Source organism: Streptomyces sp. NPDC050147 (assembly GCF_040660195.1).
Lineage (GTDB): Bacteria > Actinomycetota > Actinomycetes > Streptomycetales > Streptomycetaceae > Streptomyces.
Genome location: NZ_JBFALJ010000006.1, coordinates 180,873 through 201,148 on the forward strand (window position 1 = coordinate 180,873; position 20,276 = coordinate 201,148).

Genomic DNA, 20,276 nt, shown 5'->3' on the forward strand with positions numbered 1-20,276 from the left:
CTCCAGGGGGCATCGAGGCGAATTACCCTTGACTGAGTCAACGGTACGCCGCGTCGGCCCTCACGGCTATGCCCACCGCGACGGGATCTCCCGGCTCAGTCGAGATCCCCGGCCTTCGGGAAGCCGCCGGTCGCGATGGTGATGTCGCGCCCCTGAAGGGGCAGGACCAGATCCTGGCCGAAGGGGATCTTGGCCTCGTCCTCGTAGCTCCCGGTCCTGGTCGGGCCGCGGTGGACGGTGCAGACGCCGTCCTCGGGGTCGATCACCACGTAAACCGGGATGCCGCACTCCGCGTAGAGGTGGAACTTCTTGGCGAAGTCGTTGTCCCGGCTGCTCCGCGAGACGACCTCGATGACCGCCTCCAGGCTGTGCCACTCGAAGCGGCCACGGCTGTTGCGCTCGGCTCCGGGGGCGACGATTGCCAGGTCGGGTGCGTAGCCGTACTGACTGGAGGGGAAGTCGACCATGACGTCCGACAGGATGGCGCCATGCCCGGCAAGCTGCTGCTTGATCTGCGGAGCAGCTTCGAGAATCACATTCCACTGGTACTCACCTTGCGGCGTCATGATGATCTTCCCCTCCGTGATTTCGACGCGGTAGCCGCGGGGAAGGTTGACGCCGTGCAGTACGTCCCAGGCGCTGGGTGCATCCATGACCATGACTGACATATGAGCCTCCTTTTCCCGGTGATGTCAACGACATCGAGGGCTCAGCGACACGGCGGCGCCGTAGACCCCCGCACCATCAGCTCCGCCCCGATCGTCGCCACGCCCCCGGGCGGCGGCTCCTCCGCGCCCGTGGCGAGGCGGCCCGCGCGGGCTCCCGCTTCGTACAGCGGCAGTCGTACGGTCGTCAGGGCGGGGACGGCGTCCACCGAGAAGGGCAGGTCGTCGAAGCCCGCCACCGAGATGTCCTCGGGGATGCGCAGGCCGCGCTCGCGCAGGGCGGCTGACGCGCCGAGGGCGACGGTGTCGTTGGCGGCGACGATGGCGGTCAGGTCCGGGGTGCGGCGCAGGAGTTCGAGGGTGGCCTCGTAGCCGGACCGGCGGGTGTAGGGGCCGTGGACGGTCAGCTCGTCCTGGTCGGCGCCCCCGTCACCCGACGCCGCCAGCGCGTCCCGGTGGCCTTCGAGCCGGTGCCGGGTCGTCGTCCGCTCCATCGGGCCCGCCACATACCCGATCCTGCGGTGCCCCAGCGTAAGCAGGTGCTCCGTGAGCCGCCGTCCTCCGTTGCGGTTGTCGAAGGTCAGCGTGGCCACCGCCGCGTCCGAGTCCTCCAGGGGCGGCCGTCCGCAGAGCACGATCCGGGTGCCCGCGTCCGCGAGGCGTGCCAGCTTCGCGGACACCGCCGCGGCGTGAGCGGGGTCCTCCAGGGCGCCGCCGGTCAGGACGACCGCGGCGGCGCGCTGCCGCTGCAGCAGGGTCAGGTAGGTCAGCTCGCGCTCCGGGGAGCCCCCGGTGTTGCAGACCACGGCCATCCGCTCGCCGCCGGCGCGCCCGCCGGGGCCGCCGATCTCGGACTGGACGGCGCCCGCCATGATCCCGAAGAAGGGGTCGGCGATGTCGTTCACGAGGATGCCGACCAGGTCGGACGTGGCCGCGGCGAGTGAGCTCGCCGGCCCGTTGAGGACGTAGTCGAGGTCGTTCACGGCCCGCAGGACACGCTCCCGGGTGGCGGCGGCCACGGGGTAGTTGCCGTTCAGTACGCGGGAGACGGTAGCGGGGGAGACCTGGGCGCGGGCCGCCACGTCGGCCAGGGTCACGGTCATCTCGTCGTCCTCCGGTCACGGCTCTGGTCCGAAGCCCTTGTCCGAACCTTGTGCGGCAGGCTAGCTTCTTCTTCCATAGAAAGCGCTTGCTATACGCTTACCTGCGTACGGAGGGACCCCTGTGACTCGCAAGACGGTGCGCATCGCCATGAACGGTGTGACGGGACGGATGGGCTACCGCCAGCACCTCGTCCGCTCTCTGCTCGCCCTGCGCGAGCAGGGCGGACTCGCCCTCGGCGACGCCGACCACACGGTGCTGTGGCCCGAACCGGTCCTGGTGGGCCGCAGAGAGCACGCACTGCGGGAGATCGCGGAGCGCCACGGACTTGACGCCGAAACGAGCGTCTCGACCGACCTGGACGCGGTCCTCGCCGACCCCACCATCGACATCTACTTCGACGCTCAGGTCACCTCCGCGCGCGAGGAAGCCATCAAGCGGGCCATCGCCGCGGGCAAGCACATCTACACCGAGAAGCCCTCCGCGACAGGTCTCGCCGGAGCCCTCGAACTGGCCCGCCTCGCCCAGTCGGCCGGCATCAAGCACGGCGTGGTCCAGGACAAGCTCTTTCTGCCGGGCCTGCTCAAACTGAAGCGCCTGATCGACGGCGGCTTCTTCGGCAAGATCCTGTCCGTTCGGGGCGAGTTCGGCTACTGGGTCTTCGAGGGCGACTGGCAGAGCGCCCAGCGCCCCTCCTGGAACTACCGCGCGGAGGACGGCGGCGGCATCGTCGTCGACATGTTCCCGCACTGGGAGTACGTCCTGCACGAGCTGTTCGGCCGCGTACGCAGCGTCCAGGCACTCGCCGCGACGCACGTACCGCAACGCTGGGACGAGCGGGACAAGCCGTACGACGCGACGGCGGACGACGCCGCGTACGGCATCTTCGAGCTGGAGGGCGGCGCGATCGCGCAGATCAACTCCTCCTGGACGGTCCGCGTGAACCGCGACGAGCTGGTGGAGTTCCAGGTGGACGGCACGGAGGGCTCGGCCGTCGCGGGCCTGCGCAACTGCCGCGTACAGCACCGCGGTACGACCCCCAAGCCGGTCTGGAACCCTGACCTGCCCGTCACCCACTCCTTCCGGGACCAGTGGCAGGAGGTCCCCGACAACCAGGAGTTCGACAACGGCTTCAAGGCACAGTGGGAGCTGTTCCTGAAGCACGTGTACGCGGACGCGCCCTACCACTGGGACCTGCATGCGGGCGCGCGCGGCGTGCAGCTCGCCGAACTGGGCCTGAAGTCCTCGGCCGAGGGCCGCCGCATCGAGGTGCCGGAGATCGCACAGTGACGCTTCTGCTGCCGCGCGTGGACGGCACCACGTACGCGTACGAACCCCGCCGGACGCCCGCGCAGGCGGCACCCGGGGGGCCCGCCCTCACCTCCCGCACGGTCTTCTCGGCGGCACACGTCGTCGCGGACCCCTACGCCGACATCTCCCCGGACTCCCCGGCGGCCGTCGACTGGGACGCGACCCTCGCCTTCCGCCGCCACCTGTGGGCGCAGGGCCTCGGGGTGGCCGAGGCGATGGACACGGCGCAGCGGGGGATGGGCCTGGACTGGAAGGGCGCGGCGGAACTGATCACGCGTTCCGCCGCGGAGGCGAAGGCGGTGGGCGGCGCGATCGCCTGCGGCGCGGGCACGGACCAACTCGCGGGCCCCGCCGACCTGCCGACGGTCCGCTCCGCGTACGAGGAACAGCTGACCCTGGTGGAGTCGACCGGCGCCCAGGTGATCCTGATGGCCTCCCGGGCGCTGGCGGCGGTGGCGAGGACGCCGGACGACTATCTGGAGACGTACGGACACCTCCTGCGTCAGGCGAGCGAGCCGGTGATCCTGCACTGGCTCGGCCCGATGTTCGACCCGGCGCTCACGGGCTACTGGGGCAGCGACGACCTGGACGCGGCGACCGACACCTTCCTGGAGGTCATCGCCGCGCACCCCGACAAGGTCGACGGCATCAAGGTCTCCCTCCTCGACCCCGGGCGCGAGATCGCCCTGCGGCGCCGCCTCCCGGACGGCGTCCGCTGCTACACCGGCGACGACTTCAACTACCCCGAACTGATCGCGGGCGACGAGCAAGGCTTCAGCCACGCGCTCCTGGGCATCTTCGACCCGCTGGCTCCGCTGGCGGCGCGGGCGGTGCGGCTCCTGGACACCGGCGACACGAAGGCGTTCCGCGCCTGCCTCGACCCCACGGTCGAACTCTCCCGCCACCTGTTCCAGGCCCCCACCCGCTTCTACAAGACCGGCGTGGTCTTCCTGGCCTGGCTCGCAGGCCACCAGACCCACTTCACGATGGTGGGCGGCCTGCAGTCGGCACGGTCCCTGCCGCACTTGACCCGCGCCTACGAACTGGCGGACGCGCTCGGCCTGTTCCCGGACCCGGCCCTGGCCGAGTCCCGAATGAGATCCCTGCTCACCACATACGGAGTCCAGCAATGAGCGTGATCGGGAGCGGGGCCTTGGCACGCTTCTCCGTCAACCAGATGACGGTCAAGCAGCTGTCGCTGCCGGAACTCGTCTTCGCCTGCACGGACCTGGGTGTCCCCGGGGTCGGTCTCTGGCGAGAGCCGGTCCAGTCGTACGGCCTGGAGGCGACCGCCAAGCTGACGCGCGACGCGGGCCTGACGGTGACGACGCTGTGCCGGGGCGGCTTCCTGACGGCGATCGATCCGCACGCGCGCGTGCGGGCCATCGACGACAACAAGGCGGCGATCGACGAGGCGGTCACGCTCGGCACGGACACGCTGGTCCTGGTCTCCGGCGGCCTGCCCGCGGGGAGCAAGGACCTGCACGGAGCGCGTTCGCGGATCGCCGACGCGCTCGCGGAACTCGCCCCCTACGCGGCATCGCGGGGCGTCCGCCTGGCCATCGAACCCCTCCACCCCATGTTCGCGTCGGACCGCTGCGTGGTCTCCACGCTGGGGCAGGCCCTGGACCTGGCGGAGCGGTTTCCGGCCTCGCAGGTCGGGGTCTGCGTGGACACGTACCACGTGTGGTGGGACGACCAGGCGCCCGCGCAGATCGCCCGCGCGGGGCGGGGAGGGCGCCTGCACGCCTTCCAACTGGCGGACTGGGTCACGCCGTTGCCGGAGGGCGTGCTGAACGGGCGCGGGCAGCTGGGGGAGGGGGCGGTTGACCTGCGGTCGTGGCGGTCCTTGGTGGAGGAGGCGGGCTACGGGGGACCCATCGAGGTCGAACTCTTCAACGAGACGCTGTGGTCCAGGGACGGTCGGGAGCTTCTGTCGGAGACGGCACGGAGCTACTTGCGGTACGCCTGTTAGCGGTGAGAAGAGCTCCGCGGCCTCCGCGCGCGCTTCGTCAGCACAGTGATGACCACAGGGATCAGCAGCTTGATCCCACTGGCCACAGTGGTGACCGGCAGCCCCGTCTTCTTCGCCACCGCCTTCGCGACCGGCCTGCTCACCCTCGCCAGCACCCCGGTGGCCACGCCGCCCGCCGCGAGACCTCCGAGCCCTCCGAACGCCCCAGATTTCTTGCTCATACCAGAAACGCTACGTCCGCCTCGGTTCGTCGGCACCCTGAAGGAAGGTCGGCACCCTGAAAGAATGCTGCCCTGCCCGTACAACCCTTCCCGCCCGACGCGGGTCGTACTTTGCGTCGGGACTCCCGTGGGGGGGATCTGGGGGGATCAGCGGAGTACCGACAGGGGAGGGGAGACCCGAGGGGGCCCGGTCGTCAGACCGGGCCCCCTCGAAGCTGCGGACCGGACCACGACGCGGTACCCAGGCCCCTTATCCACAGGCCCTCCGCACTGTCAGCGCCGAGCGATAACGTCGCCCCATGTCGAGTCCAGCAAAAGCGACGACCGCCACGACAGCGACCACCACGGCGACGGCCGCCACAGCAACGGCCCCCGCGGCAACGTCCGCTGTGGTCGAGGGCGTCCTGGAGCGGATCACCTACGCCAACGAGGAGAACGGGTACACGGTCGCCCGCGTGGACACCGGCCGTGGCGGCGGCGATCTCCTCACCGTCGTGGGCGCACTCCTTGGCGCACAGGTGGGAGAGTCCCTCCGCATGGAGGGCCGCTGGGGCTCCCATGCCCAGTACGGCAAGCAGTTCACGGTGGAGAACTACACCACCATCCTCCCCGCCACCATCCAGGGCATCCGCCGCTACCTGGGCTCGGGCCTCATCAAGGGCATCGGCCCCGTCATGGCCGACCGCATCACCACCCACTTCGGCGTGGACACCCTCGACATCATCGAGAAGGAACCCAAGCGCCTCGTAGAAGTCCCCGGCCTCGGCCCCAAACGCACCAAGATGATCGCCGCGGCCTGGGAGGAACAGAAGGCCATCAAGGAAGTCATGGTCTTCCTGCAGGGCGTGGGCGTCTCCACCTCCATCGCCGTCCGCATCTACAAGAAGTACGCGGACGCCTCCATCTCCGTGGTGAAGAACGAGCCCTACCGCCTTGCCGCGGACGTCTGGGGCATCGGCTTCCTCACCGCGGACCGCATCGCCCAGTCCGTCGGCATCCCGCACGACAGCCCGGAACGGGTCAAGGCCGGCCTGCAGTACGCACTCTCCCAATCCACCGACCAGGGCAACTGCTATCTCCCGCAGGAGCGCCTCATCGCCGACGCGGTGAAGCTGCTCCAGGTGGACACGGGTCTGGTGATCGACTGCCTGGCGGAGCTGGCCACGGAGGACGAAGGCGTCGTACGCGAGACGGTCCCGGGCGGCGCCGACGGCGAAGAGGACATCACGGCCGTCTACCTCGTCCCCTTCCACCGCGCGGAACTCTCCCTCTCCGCCCAGCTCCTGCGCCTCCTGAGGACCCAGGAGGACCGCATGCCGGCCTTCCGGGACGTGGACTGGGACAAGGCCCTCTCCTGGCTCGCCACCCGTACGGGCGCGGACCTCGCCCCCGAGCAGAAGGAGGCGGTCAGGCTCGCGCTGACGCAGAAGGCGGCCGTCCTCACCGGAGGCCCCGGCTGCGGCAAGTCCTTCACGGTCCGGTCGATCGTGGAGCTGGCCCGCGCCAAGAAGGCCAAGGTCGTCCTCGCCGCCCCCACGGGCCGAGCCGCCAAACGCCTCGCCGAGCTCACCGGGGCCGAGGCGTCCACCGTCCACCGCCTCCTGGAGCTGAAGCCGGGCGGAGACGCCGCGTACGACAAGGACCGCCCGCTCGACGCCGACCTCGTCGTGGTCGACGAGGCGTCCATGCTGGACCTGCTCCTGGCCAACAAGCTGGTGAAGGCCGTCGCGCCCGGCGCCCACCTCCTGTTCGTCGGAGACGTGGACCAGCTGCCGAGCGTCGGTGCCGGCGAGGTCCTGCGGGACATGCTCAGCGAGCGGAGCCCCGTCCCCGCGGTCCGGCTCACCCGCATCTTCCGTCAGGCCAAGCAGTCCGGCGTCGTCACGAACGCCCACCGCATCAACTCCGGGGTGCCGCCCATCACTCAGGGGCTCGACGACTTCTTCCTCTTCGTGGAGGACGAGACCGAGGACGCGGGCCGGGTCACGGTGGACGTGGCGGCGCGCCGCATCCCGGCCAAGTTCGGCCTCGACCCGCGCCGCGACGTCCAGGTGCTCGCGCCCATGCACCGCGGCCCCGCGGGCGCGGGGAACCTGAACGGCCTGCTCCAGCAGGCCATCACCCCCAGCAGACCCGACGTACCGGAGAAGCGCTTCGGCGGCCGGGTCTTCCGCGTCGGAGACAAGGTCACCCAGATCCGCAACAACTACGAGAAGGGGCAGAACGGCGTCTTCAATGGCACCGTCGGAGTAGTCACCTCGCTCGACTCCGATGAGCAGCGGCTCACGGTCCTGACGGACGAGGACGAGGAGATTCCGTACGACTTCGACGAACTGGACGAACTGGCGCACGCGTACGCGGTCACGATCCACCGCTCCCAGGGCAGCGAGTATCCGGCGGTGGTGATCCCCGTGACGACGGGCGCGTGGATGATGCTCCAGCGAAATCTGCTCTACACGGCGGTCACCCGCGCCAAGAAGCTGGTCGTCCTGGTCGGTTCGCGCAAGGCTCTGGGACAAGCGGTACGCACGGTCTCCGCGGGCAGACGCTGCACGGCCCTGGACTTCCGGCTCGCCGGAGGACCCCCCAGATCCACCTCCGGAAATTTTGATCGATCAAACGAGTAGGAAAGGTCACAGAGCACTTCCGCAACCGGGGCACACGGGGCAGGATGAGTAAGTTGGCGGCACTCAGTGCCGCCAATAGGCCCAATGGTCGACCCCGAGTGCACTCTCCAGGGCCAAATGGGGGATGGTAGAGACAGTCAGGGCACCTCGAAGAAGAGGCACAACGTCGGTGAGGGATGACGTGAGCGACAACTCTGTAGTACTGCGGTACGGCGATGGCGAGTACACCTACCCGGTGATCGATTCGACCGTCGGCGACAAGGGCTTCGACATCGGGAAGCTCCGCGCCCAAACCGGTCTGGTGACCCTGGACAGCGGCTATGGCAACACCGCCGCGTATAAATCCGCCATCACCTACCTCGACGGCGAAGAGGGAATCCTCCGGTACCGCGGCTATCCGATCGAGCAGCTGGCCGAGCGCTCCACCTTCACCGAGGTGGCGTACCTGCTGATCAACGGCGAACTGCCGAAGGTCGACGAGCTCGCCAGCTTCAAGAACGAGATCACGCAGCACACGCTGCTGCACGAGGACGTCAAGCGGTTCTACGACGGCTTCCCGCGTGACGCCCACCCGATGGCGATGCTGTCGTCCGTGGTCAGCGCGCTGTCGACGTTCTACCAGGACAGCCACAACCCGTTCGACGAGAAGCAGCGTCACCTTTCGACGATCCGCCTTCTCGCCAAGCTTCCGACGATCGCGGCGTACGCCTACAAGAAGTCCGTGGGCCACCCGGTCGTCTACCCGAGCAACGACCTCGGCTACGTCGAGAACTTCCTGCGCATGACCTTCTCCGTGCCGGCCGCGGACTACGACCTCGACCCGGTCGTCGTCTCCGCGCTGGACAAGCTCCTGATCCTGCACGCGGACCACGAGCAGAACTGTTCGACCTCCACCGTGCGTCTGGTGGGCTCGTCGCAGGCGAACATGTTCGCCTCGATCTCCGCCGGCATCTCGGCCCTCTGGGGCCCGCTGCACGGTGGCGCCAACCAGTCCGTCCTGGAGATGCTCGAAGGCATCAAGCAGGACGGCGGCGACGTCGACAACTTCATCCGCAAGGTGAAGAACAAGGAAGACGGCGTGAAGCTCATGGGCTTCGGGCACCGCGTCTACAAGAACTTCGACCCCCGGGCGAAGATCATCAAGGCTGCCGCGCACGACGTCCTCTCGGCTCTCGGCAAGGACGACGAGCTGCTCGACATCGCGCTCAAGCTCGAAGAGCACGCGCTGGCCGACGACTACTTCGTCGAGCGCAAGCTCTACCCGAACGTGGACTTCTACACGGGTCTCATCTACCGCGCGATGGGCTTCCCGACCGAGATGTTCACGGTCCTCTTCGCGCTGGGTCGTCTGCCGGGCTGGATCGCCCAGTGGCACGAGATGATCAAGGAGCCGGGATCCCGCATCGGGCGCCCGCGCCAGATCTACACCGGTGAGGTTCTGCGGGACTTCGTCCCGGTCGAGGGCCGCTGATCCGCACGCCGTAGGCGCGTTCAGGAACACAGCAAGCGAAAAGCGCCCCGCCGTCGATCCCCCCACGGGTCGACGGTCGGGGCGCTTTCCTGTTTCCCGGTGCGGATTCCCCCCACGGGATCCGGCCGGGCGTCTGTGGTGGCAGCGCGCCAGTCGTGCTGCGATCTGCCGGGACGCGTACGTGTCGGGAGGGCCGCTCAAAGCTCCCCGGTGCACGTGCCCCGGCCAACGCATTCCTAGGAACATCCCCCAAGATGTCCCCGATGTCTAGAGACGTCCCCCAAGACGTCTCTGGCATCGTCCTCTTAGACTCGCGAGCCCCCCGAATGGTTACGTTGGGATCGCTGTGATCTGCGTCTCCTGCATATGTCCTGTACATGCGCAAGAGGCCCGATATGCCGATCGAGACTCAGGCGTGAGAATGCTGCGACCAAGATGTGAAGAGCTTATGTGAAGTTCCTGAGGCGGAGGCTGTTGGTGACAACAAAGACCGAGGAAAAAGCCATCGCGGCTCCGGCGATCATGGGATTCAGGAGTCCGGCGGCGGCGAGCGGCAGTGCGGCGACGTTGTAACCGAAGGCCCAGAAGAGATTGCCCTTGATCGTGGCGAGGGTCTTACGGGAGAGCCTGATGGCGTCGGCGGCCCCGCGCAAGTCCCCGCGCACCAGCGTCAGATCGCTCGCCTCGATGGCCGCGTCCGTGCCGGTGCCCATCGCGAGGCCCAGATCGGCGGTGGCCAGCGCCGCCGCGTCGTTGACGCCGTCACCGACCATCGCGACGACCTTCCCCTCGTCCCGCAGCCGCCGTACGACATCGACCTTGTCCTCGGGCAGGACCTGGGCGTACACGGCGTCCGTCCCGATGCCGACGCTCTTCGCCACCGCCAGGGCGACGGCGCGGTTGTCCCCGGTGAGCAGCACCGGCGTCAGGCCCAGGGCGCGCAGCTCGCGCACCGCCTCGGCGCTGGTGTCCTTGACGGTGTCGGCGACGGTGAGGACACCGCGCGCCACACCGTCCCAGGCCACCAGGACGGCCGTACGTCCCGCCGCCTCGGCCTCCGCCTTGAGCGCGGCCACCGAAGCGAGCCCCTCGACTCCCGCGTCCGCGAGCAGCCGCTCACGGCCCGCGAGTACCACGTGCCCTTCCACCGTGCCGCGCACGCCCGACCCCGCGACGTTCTCGAAGCCCTCCACGGCGGGCAGCGCGCCCACCGGGAGCCCCGACTCCGCGGCGGCGCCCGCCGCCACGGCCCGTGCCACGGGATGCTCGGAGGCGTGCTCCAGGGCCCCCGCGAGCCGCAGCAACTGCTTCTCCTCGGTCTCGCCGACGGCGTACACCTCCCGCAGCGTCATGCGCCCCGTCGTCACCGTGCCGGTCTTGTCCAGGACGATGGTGTCCACCCGCCGCGTGGATTCGAGGACTTCGGGGCCCTTGATGAGGATGCCGAGCTGCGCGCCGCGCCCCGTGCCGACCATCAGGGCGGTCGGGGTCGCGAGGCCGAGGGCACACGGGCAGGCGATGATCAGGACGGCGACGGCCGCGGTGAAGGCGGCCGTCACGTCACCGGTGGCGCCGAGCCAGCCGCCGAGCGTGGCCGTGGCGATCACCAGGACCACCGGAACGAAGATCCCCGCTATTCGGTCGGCCAGGCGCTGCACCTGTGCCTTGCCGGTCTGCGCGTCCTCGACGAGCTTCGCGATCCTGGCCAGCCGGGTGTCGGAGCCGACCCGTGTGGCCTCGACGACGAGCCGCCCCGAGACGTTCGTGGTCGCCCCGGTCACCGCGTCGCCCGCGGCCACGTCCACCGGGACGGACTCACCGGTCAGCATCGAGACGTCGACCGCGGACGCGCCGTCGACGACGGTGCCGTCGGTCGCGACGGTCTCCCCGGGGCGTACGACGAAACGATCGCCGACCGCGAGAAGCGCGACCGGTGTGCGGACCTCCGCGCCGTCGCGCAGTACGGCCGCGTCCTTGGCGCCCAGTTCGAGAAGCGTGCGCAGGGCCGCGCCCGCCTTCCGCTTCGAGCGGGCCTCCAGCCAGCGGCCGAGCAGGATGAACGTGATGACGCCCGCGGCCACCTCCAGATAGAGCGTCGATGCCGCGTCGGCGCGCGAGACGGTGAACTCGAAGCCGTGCCGCATCCCCGGCATTCCGGCGTCCCCGAGGAAGAGCGCCCACAGCGACCAGCCGAACGCGGCGAGCGTGCCCACCGTCACCAGGGTGTCCATGGTCGCCGCGCCGTGCCGCAGGTTCGTGAGCGCGGCGCGGTGGAAGGGGAATCCGCCCCAGACGACGACAGGCGCGGCCAGCGTCAGCGAGAGCCACTGCCAGTTGTCGAACTGGAGGGACGGGATCATCGCGAGCAGGACGACGGGCAGCGAGAGCAGCGCCGAGCCGATGAGCCGCTGACGCAGGGTGTCGGGCTCGGTGATGTCGGCGGTGGTGGCCGGCGCCTCCGGTTCGGGCGGGGCCGGGACGATCTCCCGCGCGCTGTAGCCCAGTTTCTCGACCGTCGCGATCAGCTGCGCGACCTCGACCCCTGGCGCGTACGAGACCTTCGCCTTCTCCGTGGCGAGATTGACCGACGCGCTCACGCCCTCCACACGGTTCAGCTTCTTCTCGATGCGGGCGGAGCAGGAGGCGCAGGTCATTCCGCCGACGGCGAGTTCGACTTCGTTCATGGCTCTTTCATGCGTCTGGGGTGAAGCGGCTGCGGGCCCTGTGACGGTGTCACAGGGCCCGGGGTACCCGGCAGGGGGCGGGTCAGGCCTTGCTGACACCGGTGAGTTCGTAGCCCGCCTCGTCGACCGCGGCGCGGACCGCGGCCTCGTCGAGAGGGGCCTCGGACACCACGGTCACCAGGCCGGTGGCGGCCACCGCCTTGACGGAGCTGACGCCGGCGATCTCCGAGATCTCGCCGGAGACGGCGCCCTCGCAGTGGCCACAGGTCATGCCGGTCACCTCGTACACGGTCGTCACGGCACCCTGCGGCGCCTGGGCGGCGCCGTCGGAGTGGCAGGAACCGCTGGGGGAGCAGCAGGAGCCGGTGGTCTCGGCCTGCGGGAGCTCGGTCTGGGCGCTCATGTCGTTCTCCTCGGTGAGGGTGAGGCGTGTGTGCGTGCCTGCTTATGCGTCGTAATGTGCAGGAGTGGTCCCGGTGTTCCCGGAGCCCTCCTGACACCCACCACTCTATACCCCTAGGGGGTACACCTCAACGAGGGGGCCGCCCAAGGCCCGAGGGTGGGTTCTCACGGGGGCGGTCACTCTCTGCGCCCGCGATTGCCGGGCCTCGCGGCGACCCAGGCGCGGACGGTGTCCGCGTACCAGTAGGGCTTGCCGGACTCCACGTGGTCGGGGTCGGGGAGCAAGCCGTGCTTGCGATAGGAGCGCACGGTGTCGGGCTGCACCCGGATGTGTGCGGCGATCTCCTTGTACGACCAGAGCTTTCGGTCGGTCATCGATGGCACCTCCCTGCGGGCGCCGCAGGGGCGGCTCGGGAGAGCCGTCGGGGGAGCTGCGGCGCGACGCTGACGATCACTCAGCCTGTGCCCGGTTAACGACGCGGAGTGACCACAGGGGGGCGGCTGTCGACCGGCTGTGACGCAAGACCCGCGTACATGGGACATGTGTGACAGAAGGAGGTTCTTTGTGACGCGTGTGATGCGAAGACGGGCAGCGTCCCGGTCCGGGATCGTGTCCGAGCGTTCAGGCGCCGCAGGAGCGCAGATACGAGCGGGTGCGGCGGGCGATGGGCAGCGGCTTGTCCGGCGGGCACGGGTACATGTCCTGCTCGACGATGGCGAACAGGTCGACGCCCAGCTTCTGGGCCGCCGCGAGGACCGGTTCGATCGCGGGCACGCCGGTCGGCGGCTCGCACATCACACCGCGGGCCACGGCGGGACCGAACGGCATCTCCTGCGCGCGCACCTCGGCCAGGACGGCCGGGTCGACCTGCTTGAGGTGGAGATAGCCGATGCGCTCGCCGTACGTCTCGATCAGCTTGACGTTGTCGCCGCCGCAGTAGGCGTAATGGCCCGTGTCCAGGCAGAGCGAGACGAGGTCGGAGTCGGTCGCGTCGAGGAAGCGCGTGACGTTCTTCTCGTCGTCGATGTGGGTGTCGGCGTGGGGGTGGACGACCACGCGCAGGCCGTAGCGCTCGCGCACCTCGTACGCCAGCCGCTCGGTCTGGAGCGTGAGCTGACGCCACTGGTCCGGGGTGAGCGTGCGGTCCTCAAGGACCTCGCCGGTCTTGTCGTCGCGCCAGAAGGAGGGGATGACGACGAGGTGCTCGGCGCCCATCGCCTGCGCGAGCGCGGCGTTGTCGGCCACGTGGGCCCAGGTCTTGTCCCACACGGAGGGCCCGTGGTGCAGACCCGTGAAGACCGTTCCGGCCGAGACCTTCAGGCCGCGCCTCTGCGTCTCGGCTCTCAGTACGGCCGGATCGCTGGGCAAGTAGCCGTACGGGCCGAGTTCGATCCACTCATATCCGGAGTCCGCCACCTCGTCGAGGAAGCGGCTCCAGGGGACCTGGCCCGGGTCCTCGGGGAACCACACACCCCACGAGTCGGGTGCCGAGCCGATCCGGATGCGTGACAGCGTCGTCATGTCCGCCAGCTTTCAGGCCGCCGCGGAACGGTGTCAAGGAGTAGTCCGAATGTAAGGACAATGTGTTGACAGGGCTCGTGGGGCGGAATAGACCTGGGGGAGGATCCGAGGGGCGGATGCCGAGGAGGAGTGCAGGGTGACCGATCCGTACGACGCATGCGATCCGTACGACGTGATCACGATGGGCCGGATCGGGGTGGACCTCTATCCGCTGCAAGCCGGGGTCTCTCTCGCCGACGTCACCACCTTCGGCAAGTTCCTCGGCGGCTCGGCGTCGAACGTCGCCGTCGCCGCCTCCCGGCTCGGCCGCCGCGTGGCGGTGATCACGCGCACCGGTCAGGACCCCTTCGGGGACTATCTCCACCGGGAGCTGCGGCAGTTCGGGGTCGACGACCGGTGGGTGAGCGCGGTCGCCGGCCTGCCGACCCCGGTGACCTTCTGCGAGGTCTTCCCGCCGGACGACTTCCCGCTCTACTTCTACCGGCAGCCGAGCGCCCCCGACCTGGAGATGTACGAGAAGGAGCTCGACCTGGACGCGATCGCGTCCGCACGGGTGTTCTGGATGACGGGTACGGGGCTCTGCACGGAGCCCAGCCGGTCGACGACGCTGGCCGCGCTGCGCCACCGGGCGAAGGCGGGGCTCACCGTCTTCGACCTCGACTGGCGGCCGATGTTCTGGGAGCGGGCCGCTGAGGCACGGGGCTGCTACGCCGAAGCGCTCGCGCAGGCCACCGTCGCGGTCGGCAACCTCGACGAGGTCGAGGTCGCCACGGGCGTGCGCGAACCGGACGCCGCCGCCCGCGCGTTGCTGGACACCGGCGTCGAACTCGCCGTCGTCAAGCAGGGCCCCAAGGGCGTGCTCGCGATGAACCGCGCGGGCGAGCGCGCCGAGGTGCCACCGCTGCCCGTGACGGTGCTCAACGGCCTCGGTGCCGGGGACGCCTTCGGCGGGGCGCTGTGCCACGGGCTGCTCGCGGGCTGGGAGTTGGAGCGGATCATGCGGTACGCGAACGCGGCGGGGGCGATCGTCGCATCCCGCCTCGAATGCTCCTCCGCGATGCCGTTCCCGGACGAGGTCGAGGCGGCGCTGGCGGCGGGAGCCGTGACGCATGCTTGACCTCGCCGAGCTGGTGCGGGTCCGGGCCCAGCACCCCGAAGCCATCGCCGAGGCGGCCGCCCGGCGCGTCCGGCGCCCGCTCCTCGGCGACAGCGGGCGGCTGATGATCATCGCCGCCGACCATCCCGCCCGGGGCTCCCTCTCCGTCGGCGGGGACAAGCTGGCCATGGCCAACCGCGCGGACCTCCTCGAACGGCTCTGCCTGGCGCTCTCGCGGCCCCGGGTGGACGGCGTGCTCGCCACCGCCGACATCGTCGAAGACCTCCTGCTGCTCGGCGCCCTCGACGGCAAGGTCGTCATGGGGTCGATGAACCGGGGCGGGCTCGCGGGGGCCTCGTTCGAGCTGGACGACCGGTTCACGGCGTACCGGGCCGAGGACATCGACCGGCTCGGGTTCGACGCGGGGAAGCTCCTGCTTCGGGTCGACTACGAAGACCCCGGCTCGCTGGCCACCCTGCACTCCAGCGCCCGCGCGATCGACGCCATGGCGGCCAGGAAGCTGCCCGTCTTCGTCGAGCCGTTCCTCTGCCGCCGCGCGTCCGACGGCGGGCCGCCGCGCAACGACCTGAGCGCTCAGGCCGTCACGATGTCCATCGCCATCGCCTCGGGGCTCGCCGGGACATCGGCGTACACCTGGCTGAAGGTCCCCGTGACCGAGAATCCGGACGACATGGCGCGGGTCATGGAGACCTCGACGCTGCCCGCCGTACTCCTCGGAGGTGACCTCGGTGACGACAGTGACGCGGCGTACGAGAAGTGGCGCGGCGCCCTCCAACTGCCCACCGTGCACGGCCTCGTCGCGGGGCGCACGCTCCTCTACCCGGCGGACGGCGACGTGGCGGGCGCCGTCGACACCGCAGTCGGACTGCTGTAGGAGGGCCACATGACGTACGTACCGAAGGGCAGCGCGGCCGAAGGGCCGTACGCACTCGATCTCGACCCGAAGCGGTCCGGTCTGATCTTTTCCGCGCTGCGCGTGGTCGACATCGAACCCGGCACCACACACTCCTTCGCCACCGGGGAGAGTGAATGGATCGTGCTCCCGCTGACCGGCGGCTGTACGGTGCACGCAGAAGGCGAGATCATTGAACTGCTTGGCCGTCAGAGCGTGTTCAGCGGAGTGAGCGACTTCGCCTACGTGCCCCGTGACGCCCACATCCAGATCGCCTCCGGCGCGGGAGGCCGCTTCGCCCTGGCAGGAGCGAAGTGCGAGCGTCGACTCCCCGCCCGCTACGGCTCCGCGCCGGAGGTTTCCGTCGAACACCGCGGCGGCGGCACCTGCTCCCGCGAGGTCCGCAACTTCGCGTCGGCCGACGCCTTCGACTGCGACCGCCTCATCGCCGTCGAGGTGATCACACCCGGCGGCAACTGGTCCTCGTACCCCCCGCACAAGCACGACGAGCACCGCCCCGGCGTCGAGGCCGAGCTCGAAGAGATCTACTACTTCGAGATCGAGGCCGGCGAGGACGGGCAGGAAGGCTTCGGCTACCAGCGGGTCTTCCCCTCGCGCCCCGGCGGCACCGACGTCCTGGCCGAGGTCCGGACGGGCGACGCCGTGCTCGTCCCCGACGGATGGCACGGCCCGTCGATCGCCCAGCCCGGACACAGCATGTATTACCTGAACGTGATGGCGGGCCCCGGCGAGGAACGGGAGTGGCGGATCTGCTTCCACCCCGATCACACGGAGGGATACCGATGACAGTGGAGGGAAAGCGATGACCTCGATCAGGCTGACCACCGCGCAGGCCCTCGTCCGTTTCCTGTCCCGGCAGTTCACCGAGCGCGACGGTGAGCGGCAGCGGCTCATCGGCGCCACCTGGGGCATCTTCGGGCACGGCAACGTGGCGGGTATCGGCCAGGCGCTCGTCGAGTACGCCGACGAGATGCCCTTCCACCAGGGCCGCAACGAACAGGCCATGGTGCACGCCGCCGTCGGGTACGCCCGCCAGTCGGGCCGCCTGGCCACGCACGCCGTCACCACCTCCATCGGCCCCGGCGCGACCAACCTCGTCACCGGAGCCGCACTGGCGACCATCAACCACATCCCGGTGCTCCTGCTGCCCGGCGACACCTTCGCCACCCGCCCCGCCGACCCCGTGCTCCAGCAGCTCGAACTCCCCTACGCGGGCGACGTGTCCGTGAACGACTGCCTGCGCCCGGTCTCGAAGTACTTCGACCGGATCACCCGGCCCGAGGCCCTGATCCCGGCCGCGCTCGCCGCGATGCGCGTCCTGACGGACCCGGCGGACACCGGCGCCGTCACCCTCGCGCTCCCGCAGGACGTCCAGGCCGAGGCGTACGACTGGCCCGAGGAGTTCTTCGCGGAGCGGACCTGGGGTGTACGCAGGCAGGCGCCCGACCCGCGGGAACTGGACGCCGCCGCGCGGGCCGTGCGCGAGGCGCGGCGCCCGCTGATCGTCGCGGGCGGCGGAGTCCACCACAGCGCCGCCGAGGAGGCGCTGCGGGATCTCGCGGATGCGACCGGCATCCCCGTCGCCTCCACCCAGGCGGGCAAGGGCTCCCTGCGGTTCGACCACCCCGCGGACGTCGGCGGCATCGGGCACACGGGCACGGCCACGGCCGACGAACTCGCCCGCACCGCCGACCTGGTGATCGGCGTCGGCACCCGCTACAGCGACTTCACCACCGCGTCCGGCACCCTCTTCACCGAGCCCGCCGTCCGCTTCCTGAACCTCAACATCACGGCCTTCGACGGCCACAAGATGGCGGGCACACCCCTGATCGCGGACGCGCGCGCGGGCCTTAAGGCGCTGACCGGAGCCCTGAAGGGGTGGCGTGTGCCACCCGCGTACGTCGCCGAGTACACCGAGGACAAGGAGCGCTGGGAGCATCGCGTCGACGCGGCGTACGCGGCCGGCGAACCCGACGTACGGCCCACACAGCTCCAAGTGCTCGGCCTCCTTGACGAGTTGGTCACCGACGACGACGTACTCATCAATGCGGCGGGCTCCCTCCCCGGCGATCTCCACAAACTGTGGAGGACGCGCTCGCCCCGGCAGTACCACGTCGAGTACGGCTACTCCTGCATGGGATACGAGATCCCCGCCTCGATCGGGGTGGCCCTCGCGGCACCGGGCCGCCCCGTCTGGGCGCTGGTGGGCGACGGGACGTATCTGATGATGCCCACCGAGATCGTCACGGCCGTCCAGGAGAACATCCCGGTCAAGGTCGTGATCCTGCAGAACCACGGGTACGCGTCCATCGGCGGGCTCTCCGAGTCCGTCGGCGGCGAGCGGTTCGGCACGGCCTACCGCTTCCGGGCACCCGACGGCACGTACACCGGCGCCCCGCTGCCCGTCGATCTGGCGGCCAACGCGGCCTCGCTCGGGATGCGTGTCATTCGCGCCAAAACAGTGGCTGACCTGCGCGATGCCCTCGCGGAGGCGCGTACGGCCGACGGTCCCACATGTGTCTACGTGGAGACGGAAACGGCAGACACAGTGTCGCCCCCGCCCCCGGCGCAGGCGTGGTGGGATGTGCCCGTGGCCGAGACCGCGGACCGACCGTCCGCGATCAAGGCCAGGAAAGAGTACGACCGGCACGTCTCAGCCCGACGCCGCCACCTGTGAGAGTAGGGATGCTTGTCATGACGAAGACCGTCAATCACTGGATCGGCGGGAAGTCCGTCGAGGGCGCGTCGGGTACGTACGGCCCCGTGACCGACCCCGCGACCGGCGCCGTCACCACGCAGGTCGCCTTCGCAAACGTGGACGAGGTGGACGCCGCCGTCGCCGCCGCGCGCGAGGCGTACGCCACGTGGGGCAAGTCGTCGCTCGCCAAGCGCACCTCGGTCCTCTTCGCCTTCCGCGCGCTCCTGGACGCCAACCGCGACGCGATCGCCGAGCTGATCACCGCCGAGCACGGCAAGGTGCACTCGGACGCGCTCGGCGAGGTCGCCCGCGGCCTGGAGATCGTGGACCTCGCCTGCGGGATCACGGTCCAGCTCAAGGGTGAGCTGTCGACGGAGGTGGCCTCGCGCGTGGACGTCTCCTCCATCCGCCAGCCGCTGGGCGTCGTCGCGGGCATCACGCCGTTCAACTTCCCGGCCATGGTGCCGATGTGGATGTTCCCGCTGGCCATCGCGTGCGGCAACACCTTCGTCCTGAAGCCCTCGGAGAAGGACCCCTCGGCCGCGATGAAGATCGCCGAGCTGCTCTCCGAGGCCGGACTCCCGGACGGCGTCTTCAACGTCGTGCACGGCGACAAGGTGGCCGTGGACCGCCTCCTCGAGCACCCGGACGTGGCCGCCGTCTCCTTCGTCGGCTCCACGCCGATCGCGCGGTACATCCACACCACCGCGACGGCCAACGGCAAGCGTGTCCAGGCGCTGGGCGGCGCCAAGAACCACATGCTGGTCCTGCCGGACGCGGACCTCGACGCGGCGGCCGACGCGGCCGTCTCGGCGGCGTACGGCTCGGCGGGCGAGCGCTGCATGGCCATCTCGGCCGTGGTCGCGGTCGGGTCGATCGCGGACGAGCTGGTCGCGAAGATCAAGGAGCGGGCCGAGAAGATCAAGATCGGCCCCGGCAACGACCCGACGTCTGAGATGGGCCCGCTGATCACCGCGGCCCACCGCGACAAGGTCGCGTCGTACGTCACCGGCGCGGCGGCGGAGGGCTGCGAGGTCGTCCTCGACGGCACCGGCCACACGGTCGAGGGCTTCGAGGACGGCCACTGGATCGGGCTCTCGCTCCTGGACCGCGTCCCGGTGACGGCGAACGCGTACAAGGACGAGATCTTCGGCCCCGTGCTGTGCGTGCTGCGCGTCGACACGTACGAGGAGGGCGTGGCGCTGATGAACGCGTCGCCCTTCGGCAACGGCACCGCGATCTTCACGCGCGACGGCGGAGCCGCGCGGCGCTTCCAGCTGGAGGTCGAGGCGGGAATGGTGGGCGTGAACGTCCCGATTCCGGTGCCGGTCGGCTACCACTCCTTCGGTGGCTGGAAGGACTCGCTCTTCGGGGATCACCACATCTACGGAAATGACGGGACGCACTTCTACACCCGGGGCAAGGTCATCACGACCCGCTGGCCGGACCCGTCGGACACCCCGGCGGGCGTGGACCTCGGGTTTCCGCGCAATCACTGAGGGCACACGGAGGCCCGCGTACCGCGACCGCGGTACGCGGGCCCTGTCGCCTACTCCCCAGGTAGGCAGC

At 69.9% G+C, this 20,276-nt stretch carries 17 protein-coding genes; 10 read left to right on the forward strand and 7 right to left on the reverse strand.

Features of this window, described 5'->3' with window-relative positions:
• Positions 1–95: 95 nt before the first annotated feature.
• Positions 96–668, reverse strand: a complete 573-nt coding sequence (locus AB0I94_RS12615) for a Uma2 family endonuclease (RefSeq protein WP_363309487.1) — start codon at positions 666–668, stop codon at positions 96–98.
• 41 nt (positions 669–709) lie between these two features.
• Complete coding sequence (locus AB0I94_RS12620) at positions 710–1,768, reverse strand: LacI family DNA-binding transcriptional regulator (RefSeq protein ID WP_363309488.1); 1,059 nt, start codon at positions 1,766–1,768, stop codon at positions 710–712.
• A gap of 121 nt (positions 1,769–1,889) precedes the next feature.
• Between AB0I94_RS12620 and AB0I94_RS12625 the strand changes: the two genes are divergently transcribed.
• The 3 genes from AB0I94_RS12625 to AB0I94_RS12635 are packed head-to-tail and all read left to right on the forward strand — an operon-like array spanning position 1,890 to position 5,052.
• The gene (locus AB0I94_RS12625) at positions 1,890–3,056 is read left to right on the forward strand and encodes a Gfo/Idh/MocA family oxidoreductase (protein WP_363309489.1); all 1,167 of its coding nucleotides are present in this window, start codon (positions 1,890–1,892) and stop codon (positions 3,054–3,056) included.
• Entirely contained in the window at positions 3,053–4,210 is a 1,158-nt protein-coding gene (locus AB0I94_RS12630; RefSeq protein ID WP_363309490.1) for a dihydrodipicolinate synthase family protein, read from the forward strand. Before AB0I94_RS12625 ends, AB0I94_RS12630 begins: the two co-directional genes overlap by 4 nt.
• Positions 4,207–5,052, forward strand: coding sequence for a sugar phosphate isomerase/epimerase family protein (locus AB0I94_RS12635; RefSeq protein ID WP_363309491.1), 846 nt, complete (start codon positions 4,207–4,209; stop codon positions 5,050–5,052). Before AB0I94_RS12630 ends, AB0I94_RS12635 begins: the two co-directional genes overlap by 4 nt.
• Here AB0I94_RS12635 and AB0I94_RS12640 read toward each other — a convergent pair.
• Positions 5,049–5,273 (reverse strand): hypothetical protein, encoded by a 225-nt coding sequence (locus AB0I94_RS12640; RefSeq protein WP_363309492.1) that lies wholly within the window; start codon positions 5,271–5,273, stop codon positions 5,049–5,051. The genes AB0I94_RS12635 and AB0I94_RS12640 overlap by 4 nt on opposite strands.
• Before the next feature lie 299 nt (positions 5,274–5,572).
• Here AB0I94_RS12640 and AB0I94_RS12645 point away from each other — a divergent pair, with 299 nt between their 5' ends.
• Together AB0I94_RS12645 and AB0I94_RS12650 are read left to right on the forward strand one after the other, a co-directional pair.
• Positions 5,573–7,900: an ATP-dependent RecD-like DNA helicase gene (locus AB0I94_RS12645; RefSeq protein WP_363309493.1), complete on the forward strand. Its 2,328-nt coding sequence runs from the start codon at positions 5,573–5,575 to the stop codon at positions 7,898–7,900.
• Positions 7,901–8,024: 124 nt separating this feature from the next.
• Positions 8,025–9,371 (forward strand): citrate synthase, encoded by a 1,347-nt coding sequence (locus AB0I94_RS12650; protein WP_363309494.1) that lies wholly within the window; start codon positions 8,025–8,027, stop codon positions 9,369–9,371.
• Positions 9,372–9,817: 446 nt separating this feature from the next.
• Here the strand turns inward: AB0I94_RS12650 and AB0I94_RS12655 are convergent, their stop codons facing one another.
• The 4 genes from AB0I94_RS12655 to AB0I94_RS12670 form a co-directional block, all read right to left on the reverse strand.
• The gene (locus AB0I94_RS12655) at positions 9,818–12,055 is read right to left on the reverse strand and encodes a heavy metal translocating P-type ATPase (RefSeq protein ID WP_363309495.1); all 2,238 of its coding nucleotides are present in this window, start codon (positions 12,053–12,055) and stop codon (positions 9,818–9,820) included.
• 82 nt (positions 12,056–12,137) lie between these two features.
• Complete coding sequence (locus AB0I94_RS12660; protein ID WP_363309496.1) at positions 12,138–12,458, reverse strand: heavy-metal-associated domain-containing protein; 321 nt, start codon at positions 12,456–12,458, stop codon at positions 12,138–12,140.
• Positions 12,459–12,634: 176 nt separating this feature from the next.
• Entirely contained in the window at positions 12,635–12,832 is a 198-nt protein-coding gene (locus tag AB0I94_RS12665) for a MarR family transcriptional regulator (RefSeq protein ID WP_363309497.1), read from the reverse strand.
• 247 nt (positions 12,833–13,079) lie between these two features.
• Positions 13,080–13,979 (reverse strand): sugar phosphate isomerase/epimerase, encoded by a 900-nt coding sequence (locus AB0I94_RS12670; protein WP_363309498.1) that lies wholly within the window; start codon positions 13,977–13,979, stop codon positions 13,080–13,082.
• Positions 13,980–14,115: 136 nt separating this feature from the next.
• Here AB0I94_RS12670 and iolC point away from each other — a divergent pair, with 136 nt between their 5' ends.
• From iolC to mmsA, 5 genes are read left to right on the forward strand one after another with little or no spacing between them, the layout of a single operon-like run.
• On the forward strand, positions 14,116–15,096 hold the full coding sequence (gene iolC / locus AB0I94_RS12675; RefSeq protein WP_363309499.1) for a 5-dehydro-2-deoxygluconokinase: 981 nt from the start codon (positions 14,116–14,118) through the stop codon (positions 15,094–15,096).
• On the forward strand, positions 15,089–15,970 hold the full coding sequence (locus AB0I94_RS12680; protein ID WP_363309500.1) for a deoxyribose-phosphate aldolase: 882 nt from the start codon (positions 15,089–15,091) through the stop codon (positions 15,968–15,970). Before iolC ends, AB0I94_RS12680 begins: the two co-directional genes overlap by 8 nt.
• A gap of 9 nt (positions 15,971–15,979) precedes the next feature.
• Complete coding sequence (gene iolB, locus AB0I94_RS12685) at positions 15,980–16,795, forward strand: 5-deoxy-glucuronate isomerase (protein WP_363309501.1); 816 nt, start codon at positions 15,980–15,982, stop codon at positions 16,793–16,795.
• 16 nt (positions 16,796–16,811) lie between these two features.
• Entirely contained in the window at positions 16,812–18,686 is a 1,875-nt protein-coding gene (iolD, locus tag AB0I94_RS12690) for a 3D-(3,5/4)-trihydroxycyclohexane-1,2-dione acylhydrolase (decyclizing) (protein WP_363309502.1), read from the forward strand.
• Between the two features lie 17 nt (positions 18,687–18,703).
• Entirely contained in the window at positions 18,704–20,206 is a 1,503-nt protein-coding gene (gene mmsA / locus AB0I94_RS12695) for a CoA-acylating methylmalonate-semialdehyde dehydrogenase (RefSeq protein ID WP_363309503.1), read from the forward strand.
• Positions 20,207–20,276 lie beyond the last annotated feature (70 nt).